This window comes from Neisseria sp., from assembly GCF_030523955.1.
Lineage (GTDB): Bacteria > Pseudomonadota > Gammaproteobacteria > Burkholderiales > Neisseriaceae > Neisseria.
The window spans coordinates 1-19,365 of the sequence record NZ_JAUNHL010000019.1 but is presented as its reverse complement, the minus strand read 5'-3'; the positions used below and the strand labels follow the sequence as shown (position 1 = coordinate 19,365).

The following is a 19,365-nucleotide window of genomic DNA, read 5'->3' as shown; positions in this document are numbered from 1 at the left end:
TTGCGCTTTAAAAATCCGTTATTTTATACCAAAATAAAAAACCATTCGGGTTTACCCGCTCAATCCGCACAACTTTTATCGTAAAGCACCATAAAGTCATGCCTTGTTGTCTGCTTAAACCATGAAAGAACATTGCCGGCCACCCAAGCAACCAAATCGGTTTATGCTATCGATATCACTTTTGGCTTCGTCTCCCTGCCCCATTATGGGCCGTTTCACTTATAGCGGATTGAATAGCAAGCCTGTGGGGAAAATTAATTAAATCCGTTATATATAGCGGATTCACACATTTCCGATACAAGGCAGCAAGCCGCAGACAGTACAAGTAGTACGGCAAGGCGTAGCAACGCCGTAGCGAAAGTTAAGTTAATCCGCTATAGAAGCAATCTACTTTAGAGTCCGTTTAAGCATTATTCTCTTTTCAGACAGGCCAAGGCTTTTGCAAATATCCATCACAAAAACAAATAATCAGGAAGCTTTTGCCAGCCTCCTGATTATTCAGATGATATTTTATTCACTCTGTTCCGGCATTTGCACAGGTTTAAACAAAGGCGCAAACAATAAACCCGCCTCATACAACACAATCAGCGGTATCGCCATCAGGGTTTGCGACAGCACATCCGGCGGCGTAATAACGGCCGCCACCACAAACGCCCCGACAATCACATAAGGCCGCGCTTTCTTCAGCTGTTCCAATGAAGCCACACCCATGCGGTGCAACAAAATCACCACGATGGGTACCTCAAAAGTTGCGCCGAATGCCACAAACATACCCAAAACAAACGACAAATACTTATCGATATCGGTAGCCATACTCACCCCCACCGGCGTTACCTTGGCCAGAAACTGAAAAATCACCGGAAACACCAGAAAGTAAGCAAACGCCATACCGCAGGCAAACAAAAAAATACTGGAAAACACCAGCGGGAAAATCAACCGCTTCTCATGCCGGTACAGCCCGGGAGCGACAAAAGCCCAAATTTGGTAAAGCGTATGCGGCAACGACAATAAAAATGCCGTCATCAAAGTTACCTTTACCGGCACAAAAAACGGCGCAATCACATCGGTGGCGATCATGCTGGTGCTCTGCGGCAAGCTTGCCATCAAGGGCTGCGCCACAAAGGTATACAGCTGTTGCGAAAACGGCATCAAGGCCAGAAAGCTCAACAGCAGCACTGCTACCGTCCAGACCAGCCGGCGGCGCAGTTCAATCAAATGTTCGACCAGAGTTTGTTCAGACACTTCTTTATATCCATCAGGAAAATCGGCAGCAGTCAATACCGTATATTCGGATACCGCTCTCTCCAAAATGCCTGTCTGAAACCATTAAGATTCGTTTTCAGACAGGCATTTCTCAGAAAATCAGCGCCCGCTGCGCACCCTCAGTTTAGGCCTCGCCCGATATTTCGGCCGCATATCCCGCTGCCTCATCATTGCCTGACGGCGCAACGATACCATATGCCGGATCGTGGGTTCGGGATCGGAAAAATCGGGAAAGTCAAAGGCATATAAATCTTCGCCTTCGTGAGAATCTGTGTCCTGCCCGCCATTTTCACCATTCTCCAGCGGCCTACCCTGTTCATCCACACCGAAATCGGCCGGTGTCTTCTGCGCAGGCAAACGCTCCCACGCCGGGCGCACATCCAAACCATCCGCAAGCGCATTCACTTCGCTGGTAGCCGAACGGTTTATATCCTGCACGCTTTCCCGCAGTGATTGGGCCGCCGATTCTACACTTTCTTTCACTTCGCGCAATTCGGCTGCCTCCACCTGGCGGTTCAATTCGCTTTTTACCGAATCGACATAAGAGCGGATTTTACCCAGCCAAAAACCTGCCGCACGCGCTACTTGCGGCAAACGTTCCGGCCCCAAAACCACTAAGGCTACGGCGCCTATCAGCAATAATTCGCTGAAGCCGAATTCAAACATTTACTTAGGCCTGTTTGTCTTTATCAGACTGATGCTCGATAACATCATCTTTCTTTTTGGCATTTTCAGCCTCAGAACCTTCGTTCAAACCCTGCTTGAAATCGTGTACCGCACCGCCCAAATCTTTGCCGACATTGCGCAATTTTTTGGTACCGAACACCAACACCACAATCACCAGCACCACCAGCCAGTGCCAAATAGAAAAACTACCCATAATTTACTTCCTTAATTTTCAAACTTGCTTAATCTTTTTTCTTTCAACAGGCAAACCTGCCGCTATTTTCAGACAGGCCTCAAACCTACCCGCATCATGCGGTTTACACCGGGCGGCCCATAATATGAATGTGCAGATGGAACACTTCCTGCCCGCCGCCTTTTCCGGTATTGATTTGGGTTTTAAAGCCGTTGTCCAACCCTGCTTGCGCCGCAATTTGCGGTACCTTCATCATCATTTTGCCCAACAGCGCCTCATGCTCTGGCCCGGCATGCGCCAACGAATCGAAATGCACTTTCGGAATCAGCAAAAGGTGAACAGGCGCGGCCGGATTGATGTCTTTGAAACATAGCATTTCATCATCTTCATAGACCACGCCGGCAGGAATTTGTTTGGATGCGATTTTGCAAAAAATACAATCTGTCATTCAGATGCTCCTACTCGAAATAAAAAACGTATGCACGTTTTCAGACAGGCCTGTTGCGGCAAGCATTGCGAACAACAACCGGTCTCTTACCTGCAAGATTGGCCTTATGCCAACACCGTTACCGCATCGCCAACGCGCAGCATACCGCTGTTGAGCGCAATCATGTTCATACCGAAAACCGCTTTGCGTGTTTTCGCCAAAGTTTTCAACGGTTCCTGCACCGGCGATTTTTCTCCAGTAGCCAAGTCCACCGTCGTCATCACGCAGCGGGTACAGGGCTTAAACAACTCGAATACCACTTCGCCGATGCGGATACGCTTCCAGTCTTCTTCCGCATAGGCCGTTCCGCCGCCAAACACCAGATTCGGCCGGAAACAGCGCATGTCCACTGCCTGCGCCAGCGTCCGGTTCAACGCTTCCAGCGAAGCCATGCCGGTCAGCAAATACGGTGCACCGTCGGCAAACGACAAAGGAGTTTGCGAATAAGCAAGCGTTCTGCGGCTGTTATCGCCCAAATAATGAATGGTTACGGGCAGCCCCAGCTTTTCGCTCAGCCAACGGTTAGCCGCTGCGCAGCCCGAATCCGCCGGAAAAGTATCGCCCCAAACCGTTACTTCGGTGCTTTGCCGCATACGGCCGGCCTCTACTATATAACTATCGCCGTCGGGAGCGGTCAACAGCACGCCTGCGTCCACCGGCCGGGCCTGCCACAGCAACAACTGCGGATAACGGCGCGCAGTAATGAATTTGCCGGCCTGATCGGTCAACAGCCACACCCTATCGTGCGGCAACCCCATCGGCCCGGCATATGCCGTCTCCAATGCAATACCGCGCATCGACTTAACCGGATAATAAACCATTTCGGCCAGCTTCATTTCGTTCCTTCCGATAATTGGCACCGACTACCCCAGCAGAGGATTGTAATACAAAATCAACTTCCCTGCCGAGCCGCTTTCTCCGCCAAGCCGGACAAACCTTGGCGGCGCGCCAACTCGTTAACCACATCCTCCACCCGCAAACCGTGATAAGCGAGCAAGACTTGGGTATGGAACCATAAATCGGCCACTTCATATACCAAGTGCTCGCCGCCGCCGTCTTTCGAGGCCATCAGTACTTCTCCCGCCTCTTCGATTACTTTTTTCAGAATCTTGTCTTCACCTTTGTGCAAAAGCTGCGCCACATAAGAAGCTTCCGGATCCTGGCCTTTGCGCGAATCAATCACATTTTGGATTGCAATCAATACCTGGTCATTCATGTTTCAACTTTTTCCGTATTTTGTAGAACGGCAAGCCTACGGTTTAGCCATTCCGTCAACCAAGGGGATGATAAAAAGCGGGACGCTGTATGTTTTCAGACAGGCATTAAGCCTGAGTTTTCCCGTATATCGCCGTTTCATCTTTCAATACTGCATCGACAACCTGCCAAGCCCCCTCGCGCCATACTCGATAGAAACAACTTTCGCGACCGGTATGGCAAGCGATTCCGCCGGCCTGTTCGATTAACATCACTACCGCATCACCGTCGCAGTCTAACCGAAGTTCGTGAACTTTTTGTGTATGCCCCGATTCTTCGCCTTTCATCCACTGTTTTTGACGTGAACGGCTGTAATAATGGGCAAACCCGGTTTCGGCGGTTTTCCGTAAAGCTTCGGCATTCATCCACGCCACCATCAATACTCGCAATGTTTTGGCGTCTTGGGCAATGGCGCATACCAACCCTTTTTCATCGAATTTTACGCCTTCCAATAATGCTTGGCTCATAGCTTCTCCTTTTTGCTCAGCATGATGCATACCCGAAACCGCTTGGTACAATCTCTCTATCTACTTCCACAACGCGCCGGCCACCGCCACCAAAGTCATCACAAACAATATCCAGCGCATGGTATTGGGCGACAATTTCAAGGCCAGCCGCACTCCGATTACCGCGCCGATGATATTGCCCACTGCCAACACGCCGCCCACCAGCCACCAGATTTTGCCATACCATATGAACACGGCCAGCGAAACGGCGGTAAACGCCAACGTACACACCAGTTTCAGCGCATTGGCGCGTACCAAATCATAGCACAACAGCCCGGCAAACAAAGGCAGCATCAAAAAACCCGCGCCGGCCTGCACAAACCCACCGTAAATTCCCGCTGCAAACAACAAAGGCCAAGCCCAAGGAGTATCCGCCACCTTGCGAACTTCGGCATTTTCAGGCGTCAACAACAAGCCGGGTTTAAAGAAGGTGATCGCCGCCACGCCCAACATGGTCAGCAACAAAGCCGGCTTGAGCACGCTGTTGGGCAATATCGAAGCCAGCAGAGAACCTACCAAACCGCCCAGCATCATCGGCACCAGAATGCCGCGCAAATCAGCAGTCGGCAGCTTGTCGGCCTGCTTAAAGCCACGGATACCGGCTATCGATTGAAAAAAAATGCCGACGCGGTTGCTGCCGTTTGCAATGTCCGGCGGCACACCGAATATCATCAGCAAAGGCAAAATCAGGTTCGAGCCGCCGCCCGCTAGAATATTGACAATACTGGCAACAATGCCAAGTGCAGCAATAGCCAAATAATGCCAGAGATTAAGATCAGCCATCATACTTGTCGTAGTGAAAATATATGAAATTTGTGGCGTGCCATTTTCAAACTAAAGCACTTAAAGTATGGTACCGAAAATTGAATCCGCTATAGATTCAGCTCTAAGAACACACATGCCTGTCTGAAAGACGTTCAAAGCTTTCAGACAGGCATATATTCGTCTTTTCTCTTCAAGAGTACCATTTCTACAAATATTTACTGACAAATCACTCTTAACCCTTGGATCTATTAAGACTAATCCACCATTCAGCGCACTTCAATTCCCGCCGCCTTCATCGCCGCTTTGGCTTCGCCTATGCTGACCTCACCGAAGTGGAAAATACTGGCTGCCAGCACCGCATCGGCTTTGCCCTCTTTCACGCCTTCAATCAGATGCTGTACATTGCCCACGCCGCCGGAAGCAATCACCGGAATATCCACGGCTTCACTTACGGCCCGGGTGAGCGGCAGGTTAAAACCGGCTTTGGTGCCGTCCCTATCCATACTGGTAAGCAAAATTTCACCCGCACCGCGCGCCTGCATATTTCTCGCCCATTCCACCGCATCGATACCGGTAGGCTTGCGGCCGCCGTGGGTAAACACTTCCCAACGGGTGTTTTCGGGGTTGACGGCTTTAGCATCTATCGCCACCACAATCGCCTGCGAACCAAAAAAACCGGCTGCTTCGTTCACCAAATCGGGATTGGTAACGGCGGCGGTGTTGATACTGGCCTTATCGGCTCCTGCATTGAGCAGACGGCGCACATCGGCCACGCTACGCACTCCGCCGCCGACGGTAAGCGGAATAAACACCTGCGAAGCCACTTCTTCAATCACATGCAAAATGGTATCGCGGTTGTCGCTGCTGGCAGTAATGTCGAGAAAAGTTAATTCATCAGCCCCTTCATCGTTGTAGCGCTTGGCCACATCCACCGGATTGCCCGCGTCGCGCAGACCGACAAAATTCACGCCTTTAACCACCCGGCCGTTATCTACATCCAAACAGGGAATAATGCGTTTTGCCAATGCCATACCATCCTCCAATCAAGCAAGGCCGACCGAGAAACCGGCCGGCCTGTCAAATCTGACCACATACCGCCTCAAACCGGCGGTATTTTATGAAACATAAGGTTGTACCCATTTGGTGGCATTCATCGCCAACCAATAATAGCCGCCGGCACCTGCCGCCGCATACAACAAGGTAGTGGAAAAGTTGGTAGAAAAGCGGTTAACCAGCCAAAATACCAAGCCGACGTAGGCCCATTGCAAACTCATGGATGCAAACCATAAGCTGTTGATTTCCGGTGCCTGAAAGCTGATTAAGCCGCGCATGACCATCACCAGAAACATGAACACCAGACTTTCCGTCAAAATACTCATGTCCCGCTCGGATGACCAGATCATCCAGAATGCCAAAACAAATGCCTCAAGCATATTTGAATTCCCTTAATGTAATGTTTGTTCTTGTTATTTAATCAAGCGTATATCTGTTACGCCAACAATTCATCTGCCAAGCGCTGCGCCTCGGCAAAATCGATGCTACCTTCATAAATGGCGCGACCGGTAATCGCACCGGCGATACCGCTGTCTGCAACAGCACACAAAGCACGGATATCGTCCAGATTAGTAAGACCGCCCGAAGCAATGACCGGAATCGATATGGCCTCCGCCAGTTTCTGAGTGGCTTCGATATTGACACCGCTCATCATCCCATCACGGCCGATATCGGTATAAATAATACTGTTGACCCCGTCATCTTCGAACTGCTTGCTGAGGTCTACCACATGATGTTCGGTAACCGTTGCCCAGCCGTCGATGGCCACCATACCGTCTTTAGCATCAAGGCCGACGATAATGTGGCCGGGAAACTCACGGCAGGCTTCGCGTACAAATGCCGGATTCTTCACTGCCGCCGTGCCGATGATCACATCGTTCAATCCCAATGCCAGATATTTTTCCACGGTTGCCAAATCGCGGATACCGCCGCCCAATTGCACCGGAATATGCGCCGACACCGCCGCCAGAATTTCCTCTATTGCAGGAAAATTTTTCGGTTCGCCGGCAAAAGCGCCGTCCAAGTCCACCAGATGCAAACGTCTTGCACCTTGTTTAAACCAATGTTGCGCCATTTCGGCCGGGCGGTCGGAAAATACGGTTGCCTCATCCATTAATCCTTGCTTCAAACGTACGCATTGACCGTTTTTCAAATCAATTGCAGGTATCAGTAACATGATTATCCGCTCGCCTTATCTGAGTTTCAGACAGGCATATGCCTGTCTGAAAGAAAATTAAATACCGATTCCGCTACCGGACAAAAACCTCTTGCCGCCGAATCTGATTTTCACACATTCTAACATAATTTTTTGTTTTCTCGCATATTCACCATAGTTATTTTTTACCTATCCCATTTGCTTTCAAATGCTTCGACAAAACAAGCGGAAAAATGTAATAAAGCGCCTCAGACCTGCCAATTCAAGAAATTACGCAACAACAACAAACCGCCGTCGTGACTTTTTTCGGTGTGAAACTGGGTGGCAAACACATTGTCGCGACCAACGATACAGGCAAAATCGTCAGGATAGTCACTACTGCCCAACACGATATCTTGGTCTTGCGGATCAAAATAATAGCTGTGGACGAAATAAAAACGGGTGTTGTCGGCCAAATCTTGAAACAAAGGATGAGGCTTCACTTGGCGCACGGTATTCCACCCCATGTGGGGAACCTTCAGTTTATTACCCGCCGCATCATGCCGGTTGGATGCAAAACGTTTTACGTTTCCGGCAAACCAACCCAAACCTGCGGTATTGCCTTCTTCGCTGTGGTCAAACAGCAATTGTGCGCCTACACAGATACCGAAAAACGGTTTGTTTTTCAAACCGTCGGCCACGGCCTCGCCCAATCCGCTCCGTTGCAGTGCCGCCATGCAGTCCGGCATGGCACCTTGCCCTGGAAACACGATTTTATCGGCCGCCATGACTTCTTCGGGTCGGTCGGTCAACACAATATCAGCCGGCACATCCGCCAGCTGCCGCGCCGCCTGCACCGACTTCAATACCGAATGCAGATTTCCCATGCCGTAATCGACTATCGCGACTTTCATTTTTTATCCTTTCAGACAGGCATTGCGATATGCCCATTATTCATCTGATTATACACAGCAACCATACCGGCCGAATCATAACAGAAAAACAAAACAGAGGCCGCAGCCTCTGTTTCCTTCCGGTTTTGCCCATCATCAGTGATTCAGAATCTTGGACAAGAACAACTGGGCACGTTCGCCGCGCGGCGTGGTGAAGAACTCTTCCGAAGTCGTATCCTCTTCGATTTTGCCCTGATCCATAAAAATCACCCGGCTGGCCACTTGGCGGGCAAAACCCATTTCGTGGGTCACACACATCATGGTCATGCCTTCTTTGGCCAAGCCCACCATCACGTCGAGCACTTCCTGTACCATTTCCGGGTCAAGCGCGGAAGTCGGCTCGTCAAACAGCATCACCACCGGATCCATAGACAACGCACGGGCAATCGCCACCCGTTGCTGCTGTCCGCCGGATAATTCGGCAGGATATTTATGCGCATGCGCGCTCAGGCCGACACGGTCGAGATAAGCCAAACCTTTTTTCTCAGCATCCGCTTTACTGCGCCCCAACACCTTCATTTGCGCAATCGTGAGATTTTCTTTAATCGACAAATGCGGAAACAATTCAAAATGTTGAAACACCATACCGACACGACTGCGTAGTTTCGGCATATCGGTTTTCGGGTCAGCCAGCGACACGTTGTCGACCACGATATCGCCTTTTTGAAATGGCTCCAAACCATTTACACATTTAATCAGGGTTGATTTGCCCGAACCTGAAGGCCCGCACACTACCACCACATCACCTTTGTTGATACTGGTGGAACAATCGGTCAGCACTTGGAATTGGCCGTACCATTTATTGACCGCTTTGATTTCAATCATCGGTTTATCGCTCATACTCTTAACCTTTTTTGCAACTGTTTCACACCATACATCGCCAACGAGCTCACCACGAAATACATGGCACCTGCAAAGATAATGTAAGGCGTCAGCAAATTCATCAAGTCACCGCGCACATAGCTTGCACGGAAAAAATCCACCAAACCGATGGCCGCCACCAGCGTGGTATCTTGAAACAAAATAATACTCTGCTGCAAAATCAGCGGCAGCATTTTGCGGAAGGCCTGCGGCAGAATCACCAAACGCATCGCCTGCGGATAAGTCATTCCCAAAGCATAGGCAGCATTAAATTGTCCTTTGGAAATCGACTGGATACCGGCACGCACCACTTCCGAGAAGTAAGCCGCTTCAAACAGCATAAAAGCAACCGCGCAGGAAGTGAAAGCCACATCGATGGTCAGATAATCACCGGTAATCAGTGTAAACATCATCGGCACGGCGTAATAGAACCATATCAGCACCAACAGCAGCGGCACCGAACGGAAATAGTTCACATATAATTTAGCCGCCGTCGATAAAATTTTGATTGACGACAAGCGTGCCAAAGCAAGGAGGGTGCCGATGATAATACCGCCGGCGACACCTAACGCCAAGAGACGCAAAGTTACACCCAAACCCTGTACCAAGCCGGGCATAGCAGTGGAGAGTTCCGCCCAATTGAATCCGTTCATGATTTACCCTCCGACATCAAACCGGGTATCCGGAAGCGGCGCTCCAAAACGCCCATAAACATCAACAGGCTGATATTAATCGCCATATAAATCAAAGTGGCATAGGTATAAATTTCCAAATTGCTCTGAGTATATTCGGCAATGGTTTTCACTTGGGAAATCAATTCGATCACACCAACCAATGAGGCTACGGAAGCATTTTTAAAGCAATTGGTCAATTCCGAGCCCAAAGGCGGCAGAATCATACGGAAAGCCTGCGGCAACAATACTTCACGATATACTTGCCGGGTATTAAAACCCAGCGCATAAGCTGCATTCGCCTGCCCTTTGGGCAAGGCCTGAATACCGGTACGCACTTGTTCGCAGATACGGGCGGCGGTAAACAACCCCAAACCGATACTGGCGGAAATCATGGCGGAGGTATTCGGTGCCAAATCGTTAAACCACCAGTTTCTCAGCCCCTCGGGCATGAAATCGGGCACAACGTAATACCACACAAACAGCTGTACCAATAAAGGGACGTTACGGAACAACGTAACATAAGCAGAAGCAATGCGGTTGGCGGTGTTGCTCGGCAGCGTGCGCATAATACCCAGCACGGTACCCAAAACCATCGCAATCAACCAAGCAATGCCGCCGATTGCGAACAACCAGCCCAAGCCGGTGACAATCCAGTTTAAATAAATTTCGTTACCGATGCCTGTTTTGTCCCACAACACGCCCCAGTTCCAAACATAATTCATATGTATTTCCTAAAACAGCAGCCGGAAAATAAAAACTGCCTGCCGGAAAAGCCCGATAGAATCGCCTCTTTACTCCTTGCTTTTTGCATCCTTACCGGCAAACGGTAGAGACGTAGCAAAAAGCAGCTTTTCCATCATGGCTTCCCTACGGCTCAGGCAGCCGGATTAATGCAGCGACGGTTCCAACATCATGGGAACCGCCGTATAGACAGACTCCGATTACTGATCGGCCGCTTTATCGTTCGGATTGGCAATGATTTCCTTCATCTTGTCGGACATCGGGAATTCCATGTTCACGTTTTTCGGCGGAATCGGTTTTTCAAACCATTGTGCATACATGGTGTTGATTTCGTCTGACTTGAATACCGCGTTCATGGCATCGTTGACCACTTTTTGGAATTCCGGATCATCTTTGCGCATCATGCAGCCGTAGTTCTCATAAGACATCGGTGTACCGACGATTTCCCATTTGGCAGGGTCGGCTGATTTGGCGCGGGCACCGGCCAACAACACATCGTCCATCATAAATGCTTGCGCACGGCCGTTTTGCAGCATCAGGAAGGCTTCGCCATGATCTTTGGCCGAAATGATGTTCATGCCGGCTTTATTTTTGTCGTTGTACTCTTTCAGCAAACGCTCTGAAGTGGTACCGGAAGTGGTCACCACAGGTTTGCCTTTCAAATCGGCAAAATCCTTGATACCCGAGGCTTTATCCACCAACAGACGGGTACCGACAACGAAGAAGTTGTTGGAGAACTGAACCTGTTTCTGGCGTTCAACATTGTTGGTGGTGGATCCGCATTCGAAATCTACGGTGCCGTTTACCACCAACGGAATGCGGTTTTGCGAAGTTACCAGGTTATAGCGCACTTTCAATTCCGGCATGTTCAGCTGTTTTTTCACCGCTTCAACCACTTTCAGCTGCAAATCGTGCGCATAACCGATAGGCTGGTTGGGGTTGTCGGCAATATAAGAGAACGGAATAGAAGCATCGCGATAGCCCAATACAATGGTGCCGGAAGATTTTATTTTATCCAGTGTATTTCCGGTTTTAGTCGCCGGAGCCGCACCGCTGGCCGCGCCGCCGGCTTGGCCTGATGCGCCTTTATCTCCTCCGCCGCAAGCGGCCAAACCCAAGGCCATCAAGCAGGCAAAACCTAATGGTTTCAAAGTATTCAGATTCATATTCAGTTACTCCTATATTATTTAAACTCGTGATTGGGTCGGCAGGCAACCAACGTTTTTCCACATCCGTATGTTCAGCTTAGGAAACAGCGGCTCTCACCGAAACATCTATATAACGCATTGACTCAAAACAATTTAGATTCTGCCATCAGCTATTTCCGCTTGTAGAAATTTATACCGGCTGTCTTCAAATTCATCTGAGCGACGACGAATTATCTACAATTTTACAAAGCCTAGCAAGACAAATCGTTTATACAATACTTCACCATTATTAACCTTAGTTGCCGCCTCCTGCAACAAAAAAAGCATGAACCGTTTCAAATCCCTGCTAAAAATCAATCCGTCATATGCATCAGACCGAATATGTAACGCTTATCGGCACCATAAAAAATACAGCGCACCAAACTGCCGGTGCGCTGTATGTGGGTATGTTTTCTTCGCAATGCCTGTCTGAAAACTCAAGCCCTATCAACCATGATGATATTGGCGCGACAAACGATGTACCGCATCCACCAACACCTTGGCGTGTTCCGGCGGCGTATGCTGATTAATGCCGTGGCCGAGGTTGAATACATGGCCGCTGCCGGTACCGAAACCGGCCAGAATGCGCGCCACTTCTTCTTCGATGCGCTCGGGCGTACCGAACAGCGCAAAAGGATCGAAATTCCCCTGCAATGCCACTTGGCTGCCCACCCTGCTGCGCGCCTGGCCGATATCGCAAGTCCAATCCAAACCCAACGCATCGGCGCCGCTTGCCGCCATTTTTTCCAGCCACTGGCCGCCGCCTTTGGTAAACAGAATCACCGGAATGGTGCGGCCTTCGTATTCGCGGATCAAGCCGGCGACGATTTGACGCATATAATGAAGACTGAAGGTTTCGAACGCCTCGCCGCTCAATACGCCGCCCCAGGTATCGAAAATCTGTACGGCCTGCGCGCCTGCTTTAATTTGCTCGTTCAAATAAGCCGTTACCGCCTGCGCGTTGGTTTCCAAAATCCGGTGCAACAATTCGGGGCGGGAATACATCATCGATTTAATGATACGGAATTCCTTACTGCCACCGCCTTCCACCATATAGCAGGCCAAGGTAAACGGGCTGCCGGAAAAGCCGATTAAAGGCACTCTGCCGTCAAGCGCGCGCCGAATCGAAGAAACCGCATCAAACACATAACTAAGCGCAGCCATATCGGGCAGCTGCAAGCGGCGTATATCATCTTCATGTTGCAAAGGGCGTTCGAATTTCGGCCCTTCGCCCTCGGCAAAATACAAGCCCAAGCCCATCGCATCGGGCACCGTTAAAATATCGGAGAACAAAATCGCCGCATCCAAATCGAAACGCTCCAAAGGCTGGATCGTTACTTCGGTGGCCAATTCAGTGTTTTTACATAAATCGAGAAAACTGCCGGCTTTAGCACGGGTAGCGCGGTACTCCGGCAAATAACGGCCGGCCTGGCGCATCATCCACACCGGCGTGTAATCCACCGGCTGTTTTAACAAAGCACGTAAAAAAGTATCGTTTTTCAAAGGGCTCATAAACCACTCGCTCGCAAAGTCTTTAAGCAACAGCGCGCATCATATCACAAGCCGCTATGCCTGTCTGAAACGCAGATTTGACAGCACAAACAACGCTCGGTATAGTTCGCAATTCGGTTACGCGCCCATCGTCTAGAGGCCTAGGACACTGCCCTTTCACGGCGGCAACCGGGGTTCGAATCCCCGTGGGCGTGCCACCCTCCATTTATCCGCCGGTTCTACCCGGCTTTATTTTTGATTTCTTTTGCCGTTTCGTCCTCAGCCTTCTGCAACTTTCTACCCTTCAGCCTTCAGGAATCCCGTTATGACCGCCACCGTTCTGGTTCTCCAGCACCCCGATATTGCCAACTGCGACCTCTCCGGCCTGCCCGCCGCCCATTTCCCGTCGGCCACGGTGGCACGTATTCCGGTAGACGAGGGTTTTACCCTCTCTGAACAAACGGCGGCGGCGCTGGCGGTGCAACAGATTGACTATGCCGTCTTACCAGATAAACCGTTTGGCGGATTAGGCTTGATTGTCAGCGATATGGATTCCACCCTGATCACCATCGAATGTATCGACGAAATCGCCGCCGGCGTCGGCCTGAAAGAAAAAGTGGCGGAAATTACCGAGCGCTCGATGCGTGGCGAAATGGATTTTGCACAATCTTTAACCGAGCGTGTGGCGCTCTTGGAAGGCTTGGACGAAAACGTATTGCAATCCGTATACGACAATGTACTCAAACTTTCTCCCGGTGCGGAATATCTGATTGCCGAATGCAAACGCCACGGCGTGAAGTTTCTGCTGGTTTCCGGCGGATTTACCTTTTTCACCGAGCGCCTGCAACAACAGCTCGGCCTCGATTACGCCTACGCCAATGTATTGGAAACGGCCGATGGCAAGCTCACCGGCAAACTCAAAGGCCGCATGATCGATGCACAGGCCAAGGCCGATTTGTTGCGCCGACACCGCGAAGAACTCGGCTTGAGCGCCAATCAGGTGCTGGCAGTGGGCGACGGCGCCAATGATATTCCGATGTTGCAGGAAGCAGGCATCGGCGTGGCTTATCACGCCAAACCGAAAACCGAACAGCACGCCGATGTGGCCATACGCTTTAACGGTTTGGAAGCTTTACGCGGTTTGTTTGTTTAACGGTTTATTGATAAAAATGCCTGTCTGAAAATGTTTTCAGACAGGCATTTTTTTCTATTCTCTATAATGAAGCCTTATACGAGTCATTTCATCACTTAACCATCTGCGTCATGCTCGTGCTTGGCCTGAGCATGACGGAACGAATGAAATTACCTCTATAGCAGATTAACTTAACTTTCGCTACGGCGTTGCTGCGCCTTGCCGTACTACTTGTACTGTCTGCGGCTTGCTGCCTTGTATCGAAAATTAATTAAATCTGCATTATACAAGGCGGTGAGCCGAAGACAGTATACACATACGGAACCGATTCTGTTGCCGCTTCAGCGGCTTACAAAACCGTTCTGAGCGAAGGCGCAGCAACGTCTAGCGAAAGTTAGGATCAGCGATCGTTTTACAGCAAACCTTGTTGCCGCAGCGCCGCCTGTACACCCTCGTTTTCCTCCACCCGATTCATAAAACCGTCCAGCATCGGATAAAACGACAAGTCCAAGCCGAGCGCAAACGCCCAACGCAGGGTTACGTATAAATAAACATCGGCAATCGTCAGTTCATGGCCGTTTAAAAACGGCTGTTGTGCCAACACCTTGGCCGGCCATTCGTACAAAGCCGTTACCCTCCCCGCCGCCACCGCACGCAGCTTGGCCTGCTCGCTCTCGTCATCGATAAAACGCTGCGGGGCAAACAGCGGCGCGAACGCTTTATGCAAATCGCTGTTGACATAAGCCAACCACTGGCGGGCACCGGCGCGCGAACGGGCATCGCCGCTGCCAAACAGATTTGCTTCGGGATAACATTCGTCAAGGTAACCCAATATCGCCGCGTTCTGGGTTAACGCCCAATCACCGTCCTGCAACACTGGCACCGAGCCTTGCGGGTTCAATGCCAGAAATTCCGGCGATTTCAAACTGTCGCGCGGCACCTCTACCGCCTGATAATCCGCCCCCGTCCATTCCAGCGCCACATGCGGTACCAAAGAACAGGCGCCCGGCAGATAATACAAATTCAACATATCGTTTTCTCACCACTCGTCAAAATCTCAAAACCGATAAGATATGCCTGTCTGAAAACATTTTTCAGACAGGCATTTATTTAAGTTACACATCCGCTGTTTACTCGTCTTCATCCTTCTGGCTGCGGATAACCAATAAAGGCAGATGGCTTTGCCGCATCACGGTTTCCGCGAAGCTGCCCATTAAGAGATGCATCAAACCGCTACGACCGTGCGTACCCAACACCAACAATTCCGCACCCTGTGCATCGGCATAATCTACCAATTCCTGCGCCATATCGCGCGCACCCTTATTGGCCACCAAAAGGTGTTTGACCACATCGCTCAAACCGGCTTCTTGCACCGCTTTTTCGGCAAAATCCAAAACCTCGTTACCTTGCGCTACCGCAGCCTCTTCATAACTTGCGTGATGCATAAACTCGGGCGCCATGGCCATATATTCCGAAGGGTTGGCCACATGAACCAAAGTTATTTTCGCGTTGCTCATCTCCGCGAGGCTGCAAGCGTGCTGCAAAGCATTCAAAGAAGTTGCACTGCCGTCTACGGCGACTACCAAATGTTTGTACATCTTTGTTCTCCTTGTTCCAACCAAAAATGGAATCATCCCGATAACACGGTCCGACTCTGCGGCAGAATAACCGGCGAATACGGTATGAATGCTCAACCGGCACGCACCGCTTCCCTGCTTGCAGTATAATGCAGGCCATGCCGTTTGTCGGCATTTTTTCCAATTGTTTTTGACTTACTACAAAATGAACCCAGTTTCTTCTCCCCCGGATTCCCCCTCTGACCGCCGCTTCGGCGGCATCGCCCGCCTTTACGGCACAGCCGCTTTACAGCGTTTTTCGCAAGCACACATTTGCGTGGTCGGCGTAGGCGGCGTCGGATCGTGGGCGGTGGAAGCGCTCTCACGCACCGGCATCGGCCGTTTAACCCTGATTGATTTGGACAATGTCGCCGAATCGAATGTCAACCGCCAACTGCCCGCGCTCACTTCCGAATTCGGCAAAGCCAAAGTGACCTCATTGCACGAGCGCATCCTGCAAATCAATCCGGCCTGCCGGGTTCGCGAAATCGAAGACTTTGTTACCGAAGACAACTTGGCCGAACTGTTCGGCCAATCCTATGATTTCGTAATCGACGCCATCGACCAAATCCGTGTAAAAGCCGCGATGGCCGCCTATTTCGTTTCCCGCGGCCAACCCTTTATCCTCAGTGGAGGCGCCGGCGGCCAGAAAAATCCCGCGCTTATCCAAACCGCAGACTTAAGCCGGGTAACCCACGACCCGCTGCTGGCCAACCTGCGCTACACCTTGCGCAAGCGCTATGGTTTTTCACGCGATACCCGGCAAAAAATGAACGTACCCTGCGTATTTTCCACCGAAAACATCACCCTGCCGCAAACAGGCGAAGCCTGCGAAACCGATGCGGCGCCGCAAGGATTATCTTGCGCGGGCTACGGCGCCAGCATGCTGGTTACCGCATCGTTCGGCCTTTATTGCGCACAAGCAGCGATTGATTATCTGGCGAAAAAGCCTGTCTGAAAAATATCCGGCCCGATCAAACGCCCGCCGGCCTACCGAATAGGAAACCCAACCCATGCTTGCCAGCCAAACCGACGCCGCCCACCCTTCCGACCCTACGGTTGCCTGGGTATTCGGCCAGCCGGTTACCGACATGCCGCAGGATTTGTTTATCCCGCCGGATGCCCTGAAAGTGGTGTTGCACAGTTTCCAAGGCCCGCTGGATTTGCTGCTGTATCTGATCCGCAAACAAAACATCGATGTGCTGGATATTCCGATGATTAAAATCACCGAGCAATACCTGCACTACATCGCGCAGATGGAAGCCCATCAGTTTGATTTGGCGGCGGAATATTTACTGATGGCGGCGGTGCTGATCGAAATCAAATCGCGCCTGCTGCTGCCGCAACCTGCACCGGTGGAAGAAGAGGAAGCCGCCGACCCGCGCGCCGAACTGGTCCGCCGCCTGCTGGCCTACGAACAAATGAAACTCGCCGCCGCCGGCCTCGATGCGCTGCCGCGCGCCGGACGCGATTTCGCCTGGGCTTATCTGCCTCTGGAAATCGCCGCCGAAGCCAAGTTACCGGAAGTACAAATCAGCGACCTCACCCAAGCCTGGCTCGCCATTCTATCGCGCGCCAAACACAATAAAAGCCACGAAGTGATGCGCGAAGCGATTTCCGTGCGCGCGCAAATGAGCAGTATTCTGCGCCGCTTGCAAGAAGGCAGCTGCCGTTTTTCTTCGCTGTTTCACCCCGAACAAGGTGTGGCTTACGTGGTGGTGAATTTTATTGCGCTGCTGGAATTGGCCAAAGAGGGCTTGGTACGGATTGTGCAGCCGGAAAACTATGCCGAAATCGAAATCCATGCCCAAGAGGCTGCTTATGATGAAGCGGCATCGGCAACCGCCGAAGAAGATTGGGCGGACGATTAAATACCAAAATAAAACCGCCTGAAAACAGGCGGTTTTATTGAAACTAATCCGATGATTAGTTAGAAGCTGCGCTAGCAGTAGCAGGAGCCAACACGCTGCTGGCAGTAGCCGGAGCAGAAGCGGTAGCGGCAGAAGTTTCAACTTTAGTAGACGGAGCGGCTACTACAACGGCAGATACCAAAGCGGCGGCGGCGATAGCTACAAATTTTTTCATGCTTAAAAATCCTTTTTCTCTGTTTGATTCAAATAGAATATAGAAAGTAAACAACACAATCTTTTTCATGCTGCTTGGGAAGTAAGAAGCCCTTTTTTTTAAAAAGTTCCCATTTTTTATTTCATTTGAATTTTTAACAGTATCTTAAAGAATCATCACATGCCTGTCTGAAAACCTTGTTATAGCGGATTCACACATTTTCGATACAAGGCAACAAGCCGCAGACAGTACAAATAGTACGGTAAGGCGCAGCAACGCCGTAGCAAAAGTTAAGTTAATCCGCTATATCAGCGATTCAACCCAATACCACCATCTCCAATTGCTCCAAACTGCGGCCGAGAAAACGTTCGCCTATGGTCTGGAAACGCAAAGGAATATCGCTCACATAAAAGCGGTAATCCGCCGCCGCGCCGCTGTTGTTCAACAAGCCTTGTTCCGATAACGCTTTCGCAGCGGCCTCCGCAGTGGTAATCGCCGAATCGACCAGCAGCAAACCCGGCGCTTCGCGTTGCAGCAAAGGTTTCAACAGCGGGTAATGGGTACAACCCAACACCAGCGTATCCACATCTTCGGCCAACAGCGGTTTGAGGTATTCGCGCGCGGTGAGGCGGGTAACTTCGTGATCGAGCCAACCCTCTTCCACCAAAGGCACAAACAGCGGGCAGGCCTGTGACTGTACGCGGGTTTCCGGGTTTTGCAAGTGAATGGCGCGGGCATAAGCATTGCTGTTAACCGTGGTATTGGTAGCGATCACGCCGATATGGTTATTGCGCGTGGCCGACAAAGCCGCCGCCGCACCGGCGCTGATCACATCCATTACCGGCATATTGCCGGCCAGCTGGCGTACCCGCTGACCGGCCACCGCCGCAATCGTATTGCAAGCAATCACCAATGCCTTCACTTCGTTTTGCAGCAGAAACTCGACAATCTGGGCGGTGAAGGTTTCGATGGTCGGGCGCGATTTCACCCCGTAAGGTACGCGGGCGGTGTCGCCGAAATAAACGATGTTTTCCATCGGCAATCGTTCCATCAGCGCACGCACTACGGTTAAACCACCCACCCCGGAATCAAATACGCCGATAGGCCGCTGTTTTAAATTGTCGTTCATAAAATCCTCGTTTGCTAAAACCCGGCCTGCCGGCGCAATAAAAAGAAAAGGCGTATTGTACACCGCAGCAGCCGTTTTCACTTAAGGAACTTTATCCAAACGCCACCTTCCTGCGTCCAAACAGCAGCCTGTTTTTTATCGCTTGAATTGACAATCTAAGTGCAACAAATGCGAAGAGGTGCCCATAAAGCAGTA

General features: G+C 50.8%; 24 protein-coding genes and 1 tRNA gene. 4 read left to right on the top strand and 21 right to left on the bottom strand.

Features of this window, described 5'->3' with window-relative positions; genetic code table 11:
• Positions 1-510 precede the first annotated feature (510 nt).
• From tatC to hemE, 17 genes are all read right to left on the bottom strand, one after another.
• Entirely contained in the window at positions 511-1,242 is a 732-nt protein-coding gene (gene tatC, locus Q4C79_RS05660) for a twin-arginine translocase subunit TatC (protein ID WP_303090048.1), read from the bottom strand.
• A 120-nt stretch (positions 1,243-1,362) separates the two neighbouring features.
• Positions 1,363-1,929, bottom strand: coding sequence for a Sec-independent protein translocase protein TatB (tatB, locus tag Q4C79_RS05655; protein ID WP_303090047.1), 567 nt, complete (start codon positions 1,927-1,929; stop codon positions 1,363-1,365).
• 4 nt (positions 1,930-1,933) lie between these two features.
• Positions 1,934-2,143 (bottom strand): Sec-independent protein translocase subunit TatA, encoded by a 210-nt coding sequence (tatA, locus tag Q4C79_RS05650; protein WP_303090046.1) that lies wholly within the window; start codon positions 2,141-2,143, stop codon positions 1,934-1,936.
• 103 nt (positions 2,144-2,246) lie between these two features.
• Positions 2,247-2,570, bottom strand: coding sequence for a histidine triad nucleotide-binding protein (locus Q4C79_RS05645; protein ID WP_303090045.1), 324 nt, complete (start codon positions 2,568-2,570; stop codon positions 2,247-2,249).
• Positions 2,571-2,674: 104 nt separating this feature from the next.
• The gene (locus tag Q4C79_RS05640) at positions 2,675-3,445 is read right to left on the bottom strand and encodes an MOSC domain-containing protein (protein WP_303090044.1); all 771 of its coding nucleotides are present in this window, start codon (positions 3,443-3,445) and stop codon (positions 2,675-2,677) included.
• 56 nt (positions 3,446-3,501) lie between these two features.
• A complete protein-coding gene (locus Q4C79_RS05635; RefSeq protein WP_303090043.1) occupies positions 3,502-3,825 on the bottom strand; it encodes a phosphoribosyl-ATP diphosphatase in 324 nt (107 codons plus the stop codon).
• A 106-nt stretch (positions 3,826-3,931) separates the two neighbouring features.
• Positions 3,932-4,330: a phosphoribosyl-AMP cyclohydrolase gene (gene hisI, locus Q4C79_RS05630; RefSeq protein ID WP_303090042.1), complete on the bottom strand. Its 399-nt coding sequence runs from the start codon at positions 4,328-4,330 to the stop codon at positions 3,932-3,934.
• Positions 4,331-4,390: 60 nt separating this feature from the next.
• A complete protein-coding gene (locus Q4C79_RS05625) occupies positions 4,391-5,155 on the bottom strand; it encodes a sulfite exporter TauE/SafE family protein (RefSeq protein WP_303090041.1) in 765 nt (254 codons plus the stop codon).
• 245 nt (positions 5,156-5,400) lie between these two features.
• Complete coding sequence (gene hisF, locus Q4C79_RS05620) at positions 5,401-6,165, bottom strand: imidazole glycerol phosphate synthase subunit HisF (protein ID WP_303090040.1); 765 nt, start codon at positions 6,163-6,165, stop codon at positions 5,401-5,403.
• Between the two features lie 84 nt (positions 6,166-6,249).
• Positions 6,250-6,567, bottom strand: a complete 318-nt coding sequence (locus Q4C79_RS05615; protein ID WP_303090039.1) for a diguanylate cyclase — start codon at positions 6,565-6,567, stop codon at positions 6,250-6,252.
• Positions 6,568-6,623: 56 nt separating this feature from the next.
• The gene (gene hisA / locus Q4C79_RS05610) at positions 6,624-7,364 is read right to left on the bottom strand and encodes a 1-(5-phosphoribosyl)-5-[(5-phosphoribosylamino)methylideneamino]imidazole-4-carboxamide isomerase (protein WP_303090038.1); all 741 of its coding nucleotides are present in this window, start codon (positions 7,362-7,364) and stop codon (positions 6,624-6,626) included.
• A gap of 227 nt (positions 7,365-7,591) precedes the next feature.
• Positions 7,592-8,236, bottom strand: coding sequence for an imidazole glycerol phosphate synthase subunit HisH (gene hisH / locus Q4C79_RS05605; protein ID WP_303090037.1), 645 nt, complete (start codon positions 8,234-8,236; stop codon positions 7,592-7,594).
• Between the two features lie 135 nt (positions 8,237-8,371).
• Positions 8,372-9,100 carry an amino acid ABC transporter ATP-binding protein gene (locus Q4C79_RS05600; RefSeq protein ID WP_303090068.1) on the bottom strand — a complete coding sequence of 243 codons (729 nt, stop codon included), beginning with the start codon at positions 9,098-9,100 and terminating at the stop codon, positions 8,372-8,374.
• Between the two features lie 11 nt (positions 9,101-9,111).
• A complete protein-coding gene (locus Q4C79_RS05595; protein WP_303090036.1) occupies positions 9,112-9,789 on the bottom strand; it encodes an amino acid ABC transporter permease in 678 nt (225 codons plus the stop codon).
• Positions 9,786-10,532: an amino acid ABC transporter permease gene (locus tag Q4C79_RS05590; RefSeq protein ID WP_303090035.1), complete on the bottom strand. Its 747-nt coding sequence runs from the start codon at positions 10,530-10,532 to the stop codon at positions 9,786-9,788. The genes Q4C79_RS05595 and Q4C79_RS05590 overlap by 4 nt, the downstream gene beginning before the upstream one ends.
• Positions 10,533-10,751: 219 nt before the next feature.
• The gene (locus Q4C79_RS05585; RefSeq protein ID WP_303090034.1) at positions 10,752-11,717 is read right to left on the bottom strand and encodes a glutamate/aspartate ABC transporter substrate-binding protein; all 966 of its coding nucleotides are present in this window, start codon (positions 11,715-11,717) and stop codon (positions 10,752-10,754) included.
• 468 nt (positions 11,718-12,185) lie between these two features.
• Complete coding sequence (hemE, locus tag Q4C79_RS05580; protein WP_303090033.1) at positions 12,186-13,250, bottom strand: uroporphyrinogen decarboxylase; 1,065 nt, start codon at positions 13,248-13,250, stop codon at positions 12,186-12,188.
• A gap of 121 nt (positions 13,251-13,371) precedes the next feature.
• Between hemE and Q4C79_RS05575 the strand changes: the two genes are divergently transcribed.
• Positions 13,372-13,447, top strand: a tRNA-Glu gene (locus tag Q4C79_RS05575).
• Between the two features lie 107 nt (positions 13,448-13,554).
• Positions 13,555-14,382: a phosphoserine phosphatase SerB gene (serB, locus tag Q4C79_RS05570; protein WP_303090032.1), complete on the top strand. Its 828-nt coding sequence runs from the start codon at positions 13,555-13,557 to the stop codon at positions 14,380-14,382.
• A 391-nt stretch (positions 14,383-14,773) separates the two neighbouring features.
• On the opposite strand, the gene Q4C79_RS05565 is transcribed toward serB, so the two are convergent.
• Both Q4C79_RS05565 and Q4C79_RS05560 read right to left on the bottom strand, forming a co-directional pair.
• On the bottom strand, positions 14,774-15,391 hold the full coding sequence (locus tag Q4C79_RS05565) for a glutathione S-transferase family protein (protein WP_303090031.1): 618 nt from the start codon (positions 15,389-15,391) through the stop codon (positions 14,774-14,776).
• Between the two features lie 100 nt (positions 15,392-15,491).
• On the bottom strand, positions 15,492-15,959 hold the full coding sequence (locus Q4C79_RS05560; protein WP_303090030.1) for a universal stress protein: 468 nt from the start codon (positions 15,957-15,959) through the stop codon (positions 15,492-15,494).
• Positions 15,960-16,143: 184 nt separating this feature from the next.
• Between Q4C79_RS05560 and Q4C79_RS05555 the strand changes: the two genes are divergently transcribed.
• Both Q4C79_RS05555 and Q4C79_RS05550 read left to right on the top strand, forming a co-directional pair.
• The gene (locus tag Q4C79_RS05555; protein WP_303090029.1) at positions 16,144-16,935 is read left to right on the top strand and encodes a tRNA threonylcarbamoyladenosine dehydratase; all 792 of its coding nucleotides are present in this window, start codon (positions 16,144-16,146) and stop codon (positions 16,933-16,935) included.
• A 55-nt stretch (positions 16,936-16,990) separates the two neighbouring features.
• On the top strand, positions 16,991-17,848 hold the full coding sequence (locus tag Q4C79_RS05550; RefSeq protein WP_303090028.1) for a ScpA family protein: 858 nt from the start codon (positions 16,991-16,993) through the stop codon (positions 17,846-17,848).
• Positions 17,849-17,903: 55 nt separating this feature from the next.
• On the opposite strand, the gene Q4C79_RS05545 is transcribed toward Q4C79_RS05550, so the two are convergent.
• Together Q4C79_RS05545 and murI are read right to left on the bottom strand one after the other, a co-directional pair.
• Positions 17,904-18,062, bottom strand: a complete 159-nt coding sequence (locus tag Q4C79_RS05545) for a hypothetical protein (protein ID WP_303090027.1) — start codon at positions 18,060-18,062, stop codon at positions 17,904-17,906.
• Positions 18,063-18,357: 295 nt separating this feature from the next.
• Positions 18,358-19,170: a glutamate racemase gene (murI, locus tag Q4C79_RS05540; protein WP_303090026.1), complete on the bottom strand. Its 813-nt coding sequence runs from the start codon at positions 19,168-19,170 to the stop codon at positions 18,358-18,360.
• Positions 19,171-19,365 lie beyond the last annotated feature (195 nt).

Excerpts from the sequence above, each read along its gene's own strand:
- Q4C79_RS05640 (WP_303090044.1), bottom strand. The coding sequence starts at position 3,445 with ATGAAGCTGGCCGAAATGGTTTATTATCCGGTTAAGTCGATGCGCGGT.
- Q4C79_RS05545 (WP_303090027.1), bottom strand. The coding sequence starts at position 18,062 with ATGAAAAAATTTGTAGCTATCGCCGCCGCCGCTTTGGTATCTGCCGTT.
- Q4C79_RS05590 (WP_303090035.1), bottom strand. The coding sequence starts at position 10,532 with ATGAATTATGTTTGGAACTGGGGCGTGTTGTGGGACAAAACAGGCATC.
- hisA (WP_303090038.1), bottom strand. The coding sequence starts at position 7,364 with ATGTTACTGATACCTGCAATTGATTTGAAAAACGGTCAATGCGTACGT.
- serB (WP_303090032.1), top strand. The coding sequence starts at position 13,555 with ATGACCGCCACCGTTCTGGTTCTCCAGCACCCCGATATTGCCAACTGC.
- Q4C79_RS05585 (WP_303090034.1), bottom strand. The coding sequence starts at position 11,717 with ATGAATCTGAATACTTTGAAACCATTAGGTTTTGCCTGCTTGATGGCC.
- hisI (WP_303090042.1), bottom strand. The coding sequence starts at position 4,330 with ATGAGCCAAGCATTATTGGAAGGCGTAAAATTCGATGAAAAAGGGTTG.
- Q4C79_RS05595 (WP_303090036.1), bottom strand. The coding sequence starts at position 9,789 with ATGAACGGATTCAATTGGGCGGAACTCTCCACTGCTATGCCCGGCTTG.
- Q4C79_RS05555 (WP_303090029.1), top strand. The coding sequence starts at position 16,144 with ATGAACCCAGTTTCTTCTCCCCCGGATTCCCCCTCTGACCGCCGCTTC.
- hisF (WP_303090040.1), bottom strand. The coding sequence starts at position 6,165 with ATGGCATTGGCAAAACGCATTATTCCCTGTTTGGATGTAGATAACGGC.
- Q4C79_RS05550 (WP_303090028.1), top strand. The coding sequence starts at position 16,991 with ATGCTTGCCAGCCAAACCGACGCCGCCCACCCTTCCGACCCTACGGTT.
- Q4C79_RS05635 (WP_303090043.1), bottom strand. The coding sequence starts at position 3,825 with ATGAATGACCAGGTATTGATTGCAATCCAAAATGTGATTGATTCGCGC.
- Q4C79_RS05600 (WP_303090068.1), bottom strand. The coding sequence starts at position 9,100 with ATGATTGAAATCAAAGCGGTCAATAAATGGTACGGCCAATTCCAAGTG.
- Q4C79_RS05615 (WP_303090039.1), bottom strand. The coding sequence starts at position 6,567 with ATGCTTGAGGCATTTGTTTTGGCATTCTGGATGATCTGGTCATCCGAG.
- Q4C79_RS05565 (WP_303090031.1), bottom strand. The coding sequence starts at position 15,391 with ATGTTGAATTTGTATTATCTGCCGGGCGCCTGTTCTTTGGTACCGCAT.
- Q4C79_RS05625 (WP_303090041.1), bottom strand. The coding sequence starts at position 5,155 with ATGATGGCTGATCTTAATCTCTGGCATTATTTGGCTATTGCTGCACTT.
- tatA (WP_303090046.1), bottom strand. The coding sequence starts at position 2,143 with ATGGGTAGTTTTTCTATTTGGCACTGGCTGGTGGTGCTGGTGATTGTG.
- hemE (WP_303090033.1), bottom strand. The coding sequence starts at position 13,250 with ATGAGCCCTTTGAAAAACGATACTTTTTTACGTGCTTTGTTAAAACAG.
- hisH (WP_303090037.1), bottom strand. The coding sequence starts at position 8,236 with ATGAAAGTCGCGATAGTCGATTACGGCATGGGAAATCTGCATTCGGTA.
- Q4C79_RS05560 (WP_303090030.1), bottom strand. The coding sequence starts at position 15,959 with ATGTACAAACATTTGGTAGTCGCCGTAGACGGCAGTGCAACTTCTTTG.
- Q4C79_RS05645 (WP_303090045.1), bottom strand. The coding sequence starts at position 2,570 with ATGACAGATTGTATTTTTTGCAAAATCGCATCCAAACAAATTCCTGCC.
- tatB (WP_303090047.1), bottom strand. The coding sequence starts at position 1,929 with ATGTTTGAATTCGGCTTCAGCGAATTATTGCTGATAGGCGCCGTAGCC.
- murI (WP_303090026.1), bottom strand. The coding sequence starts at position 19,170 with ATGAACGACAATTTAAAACAGCGGCCTATCGGCGTATTTGATTCCGGG.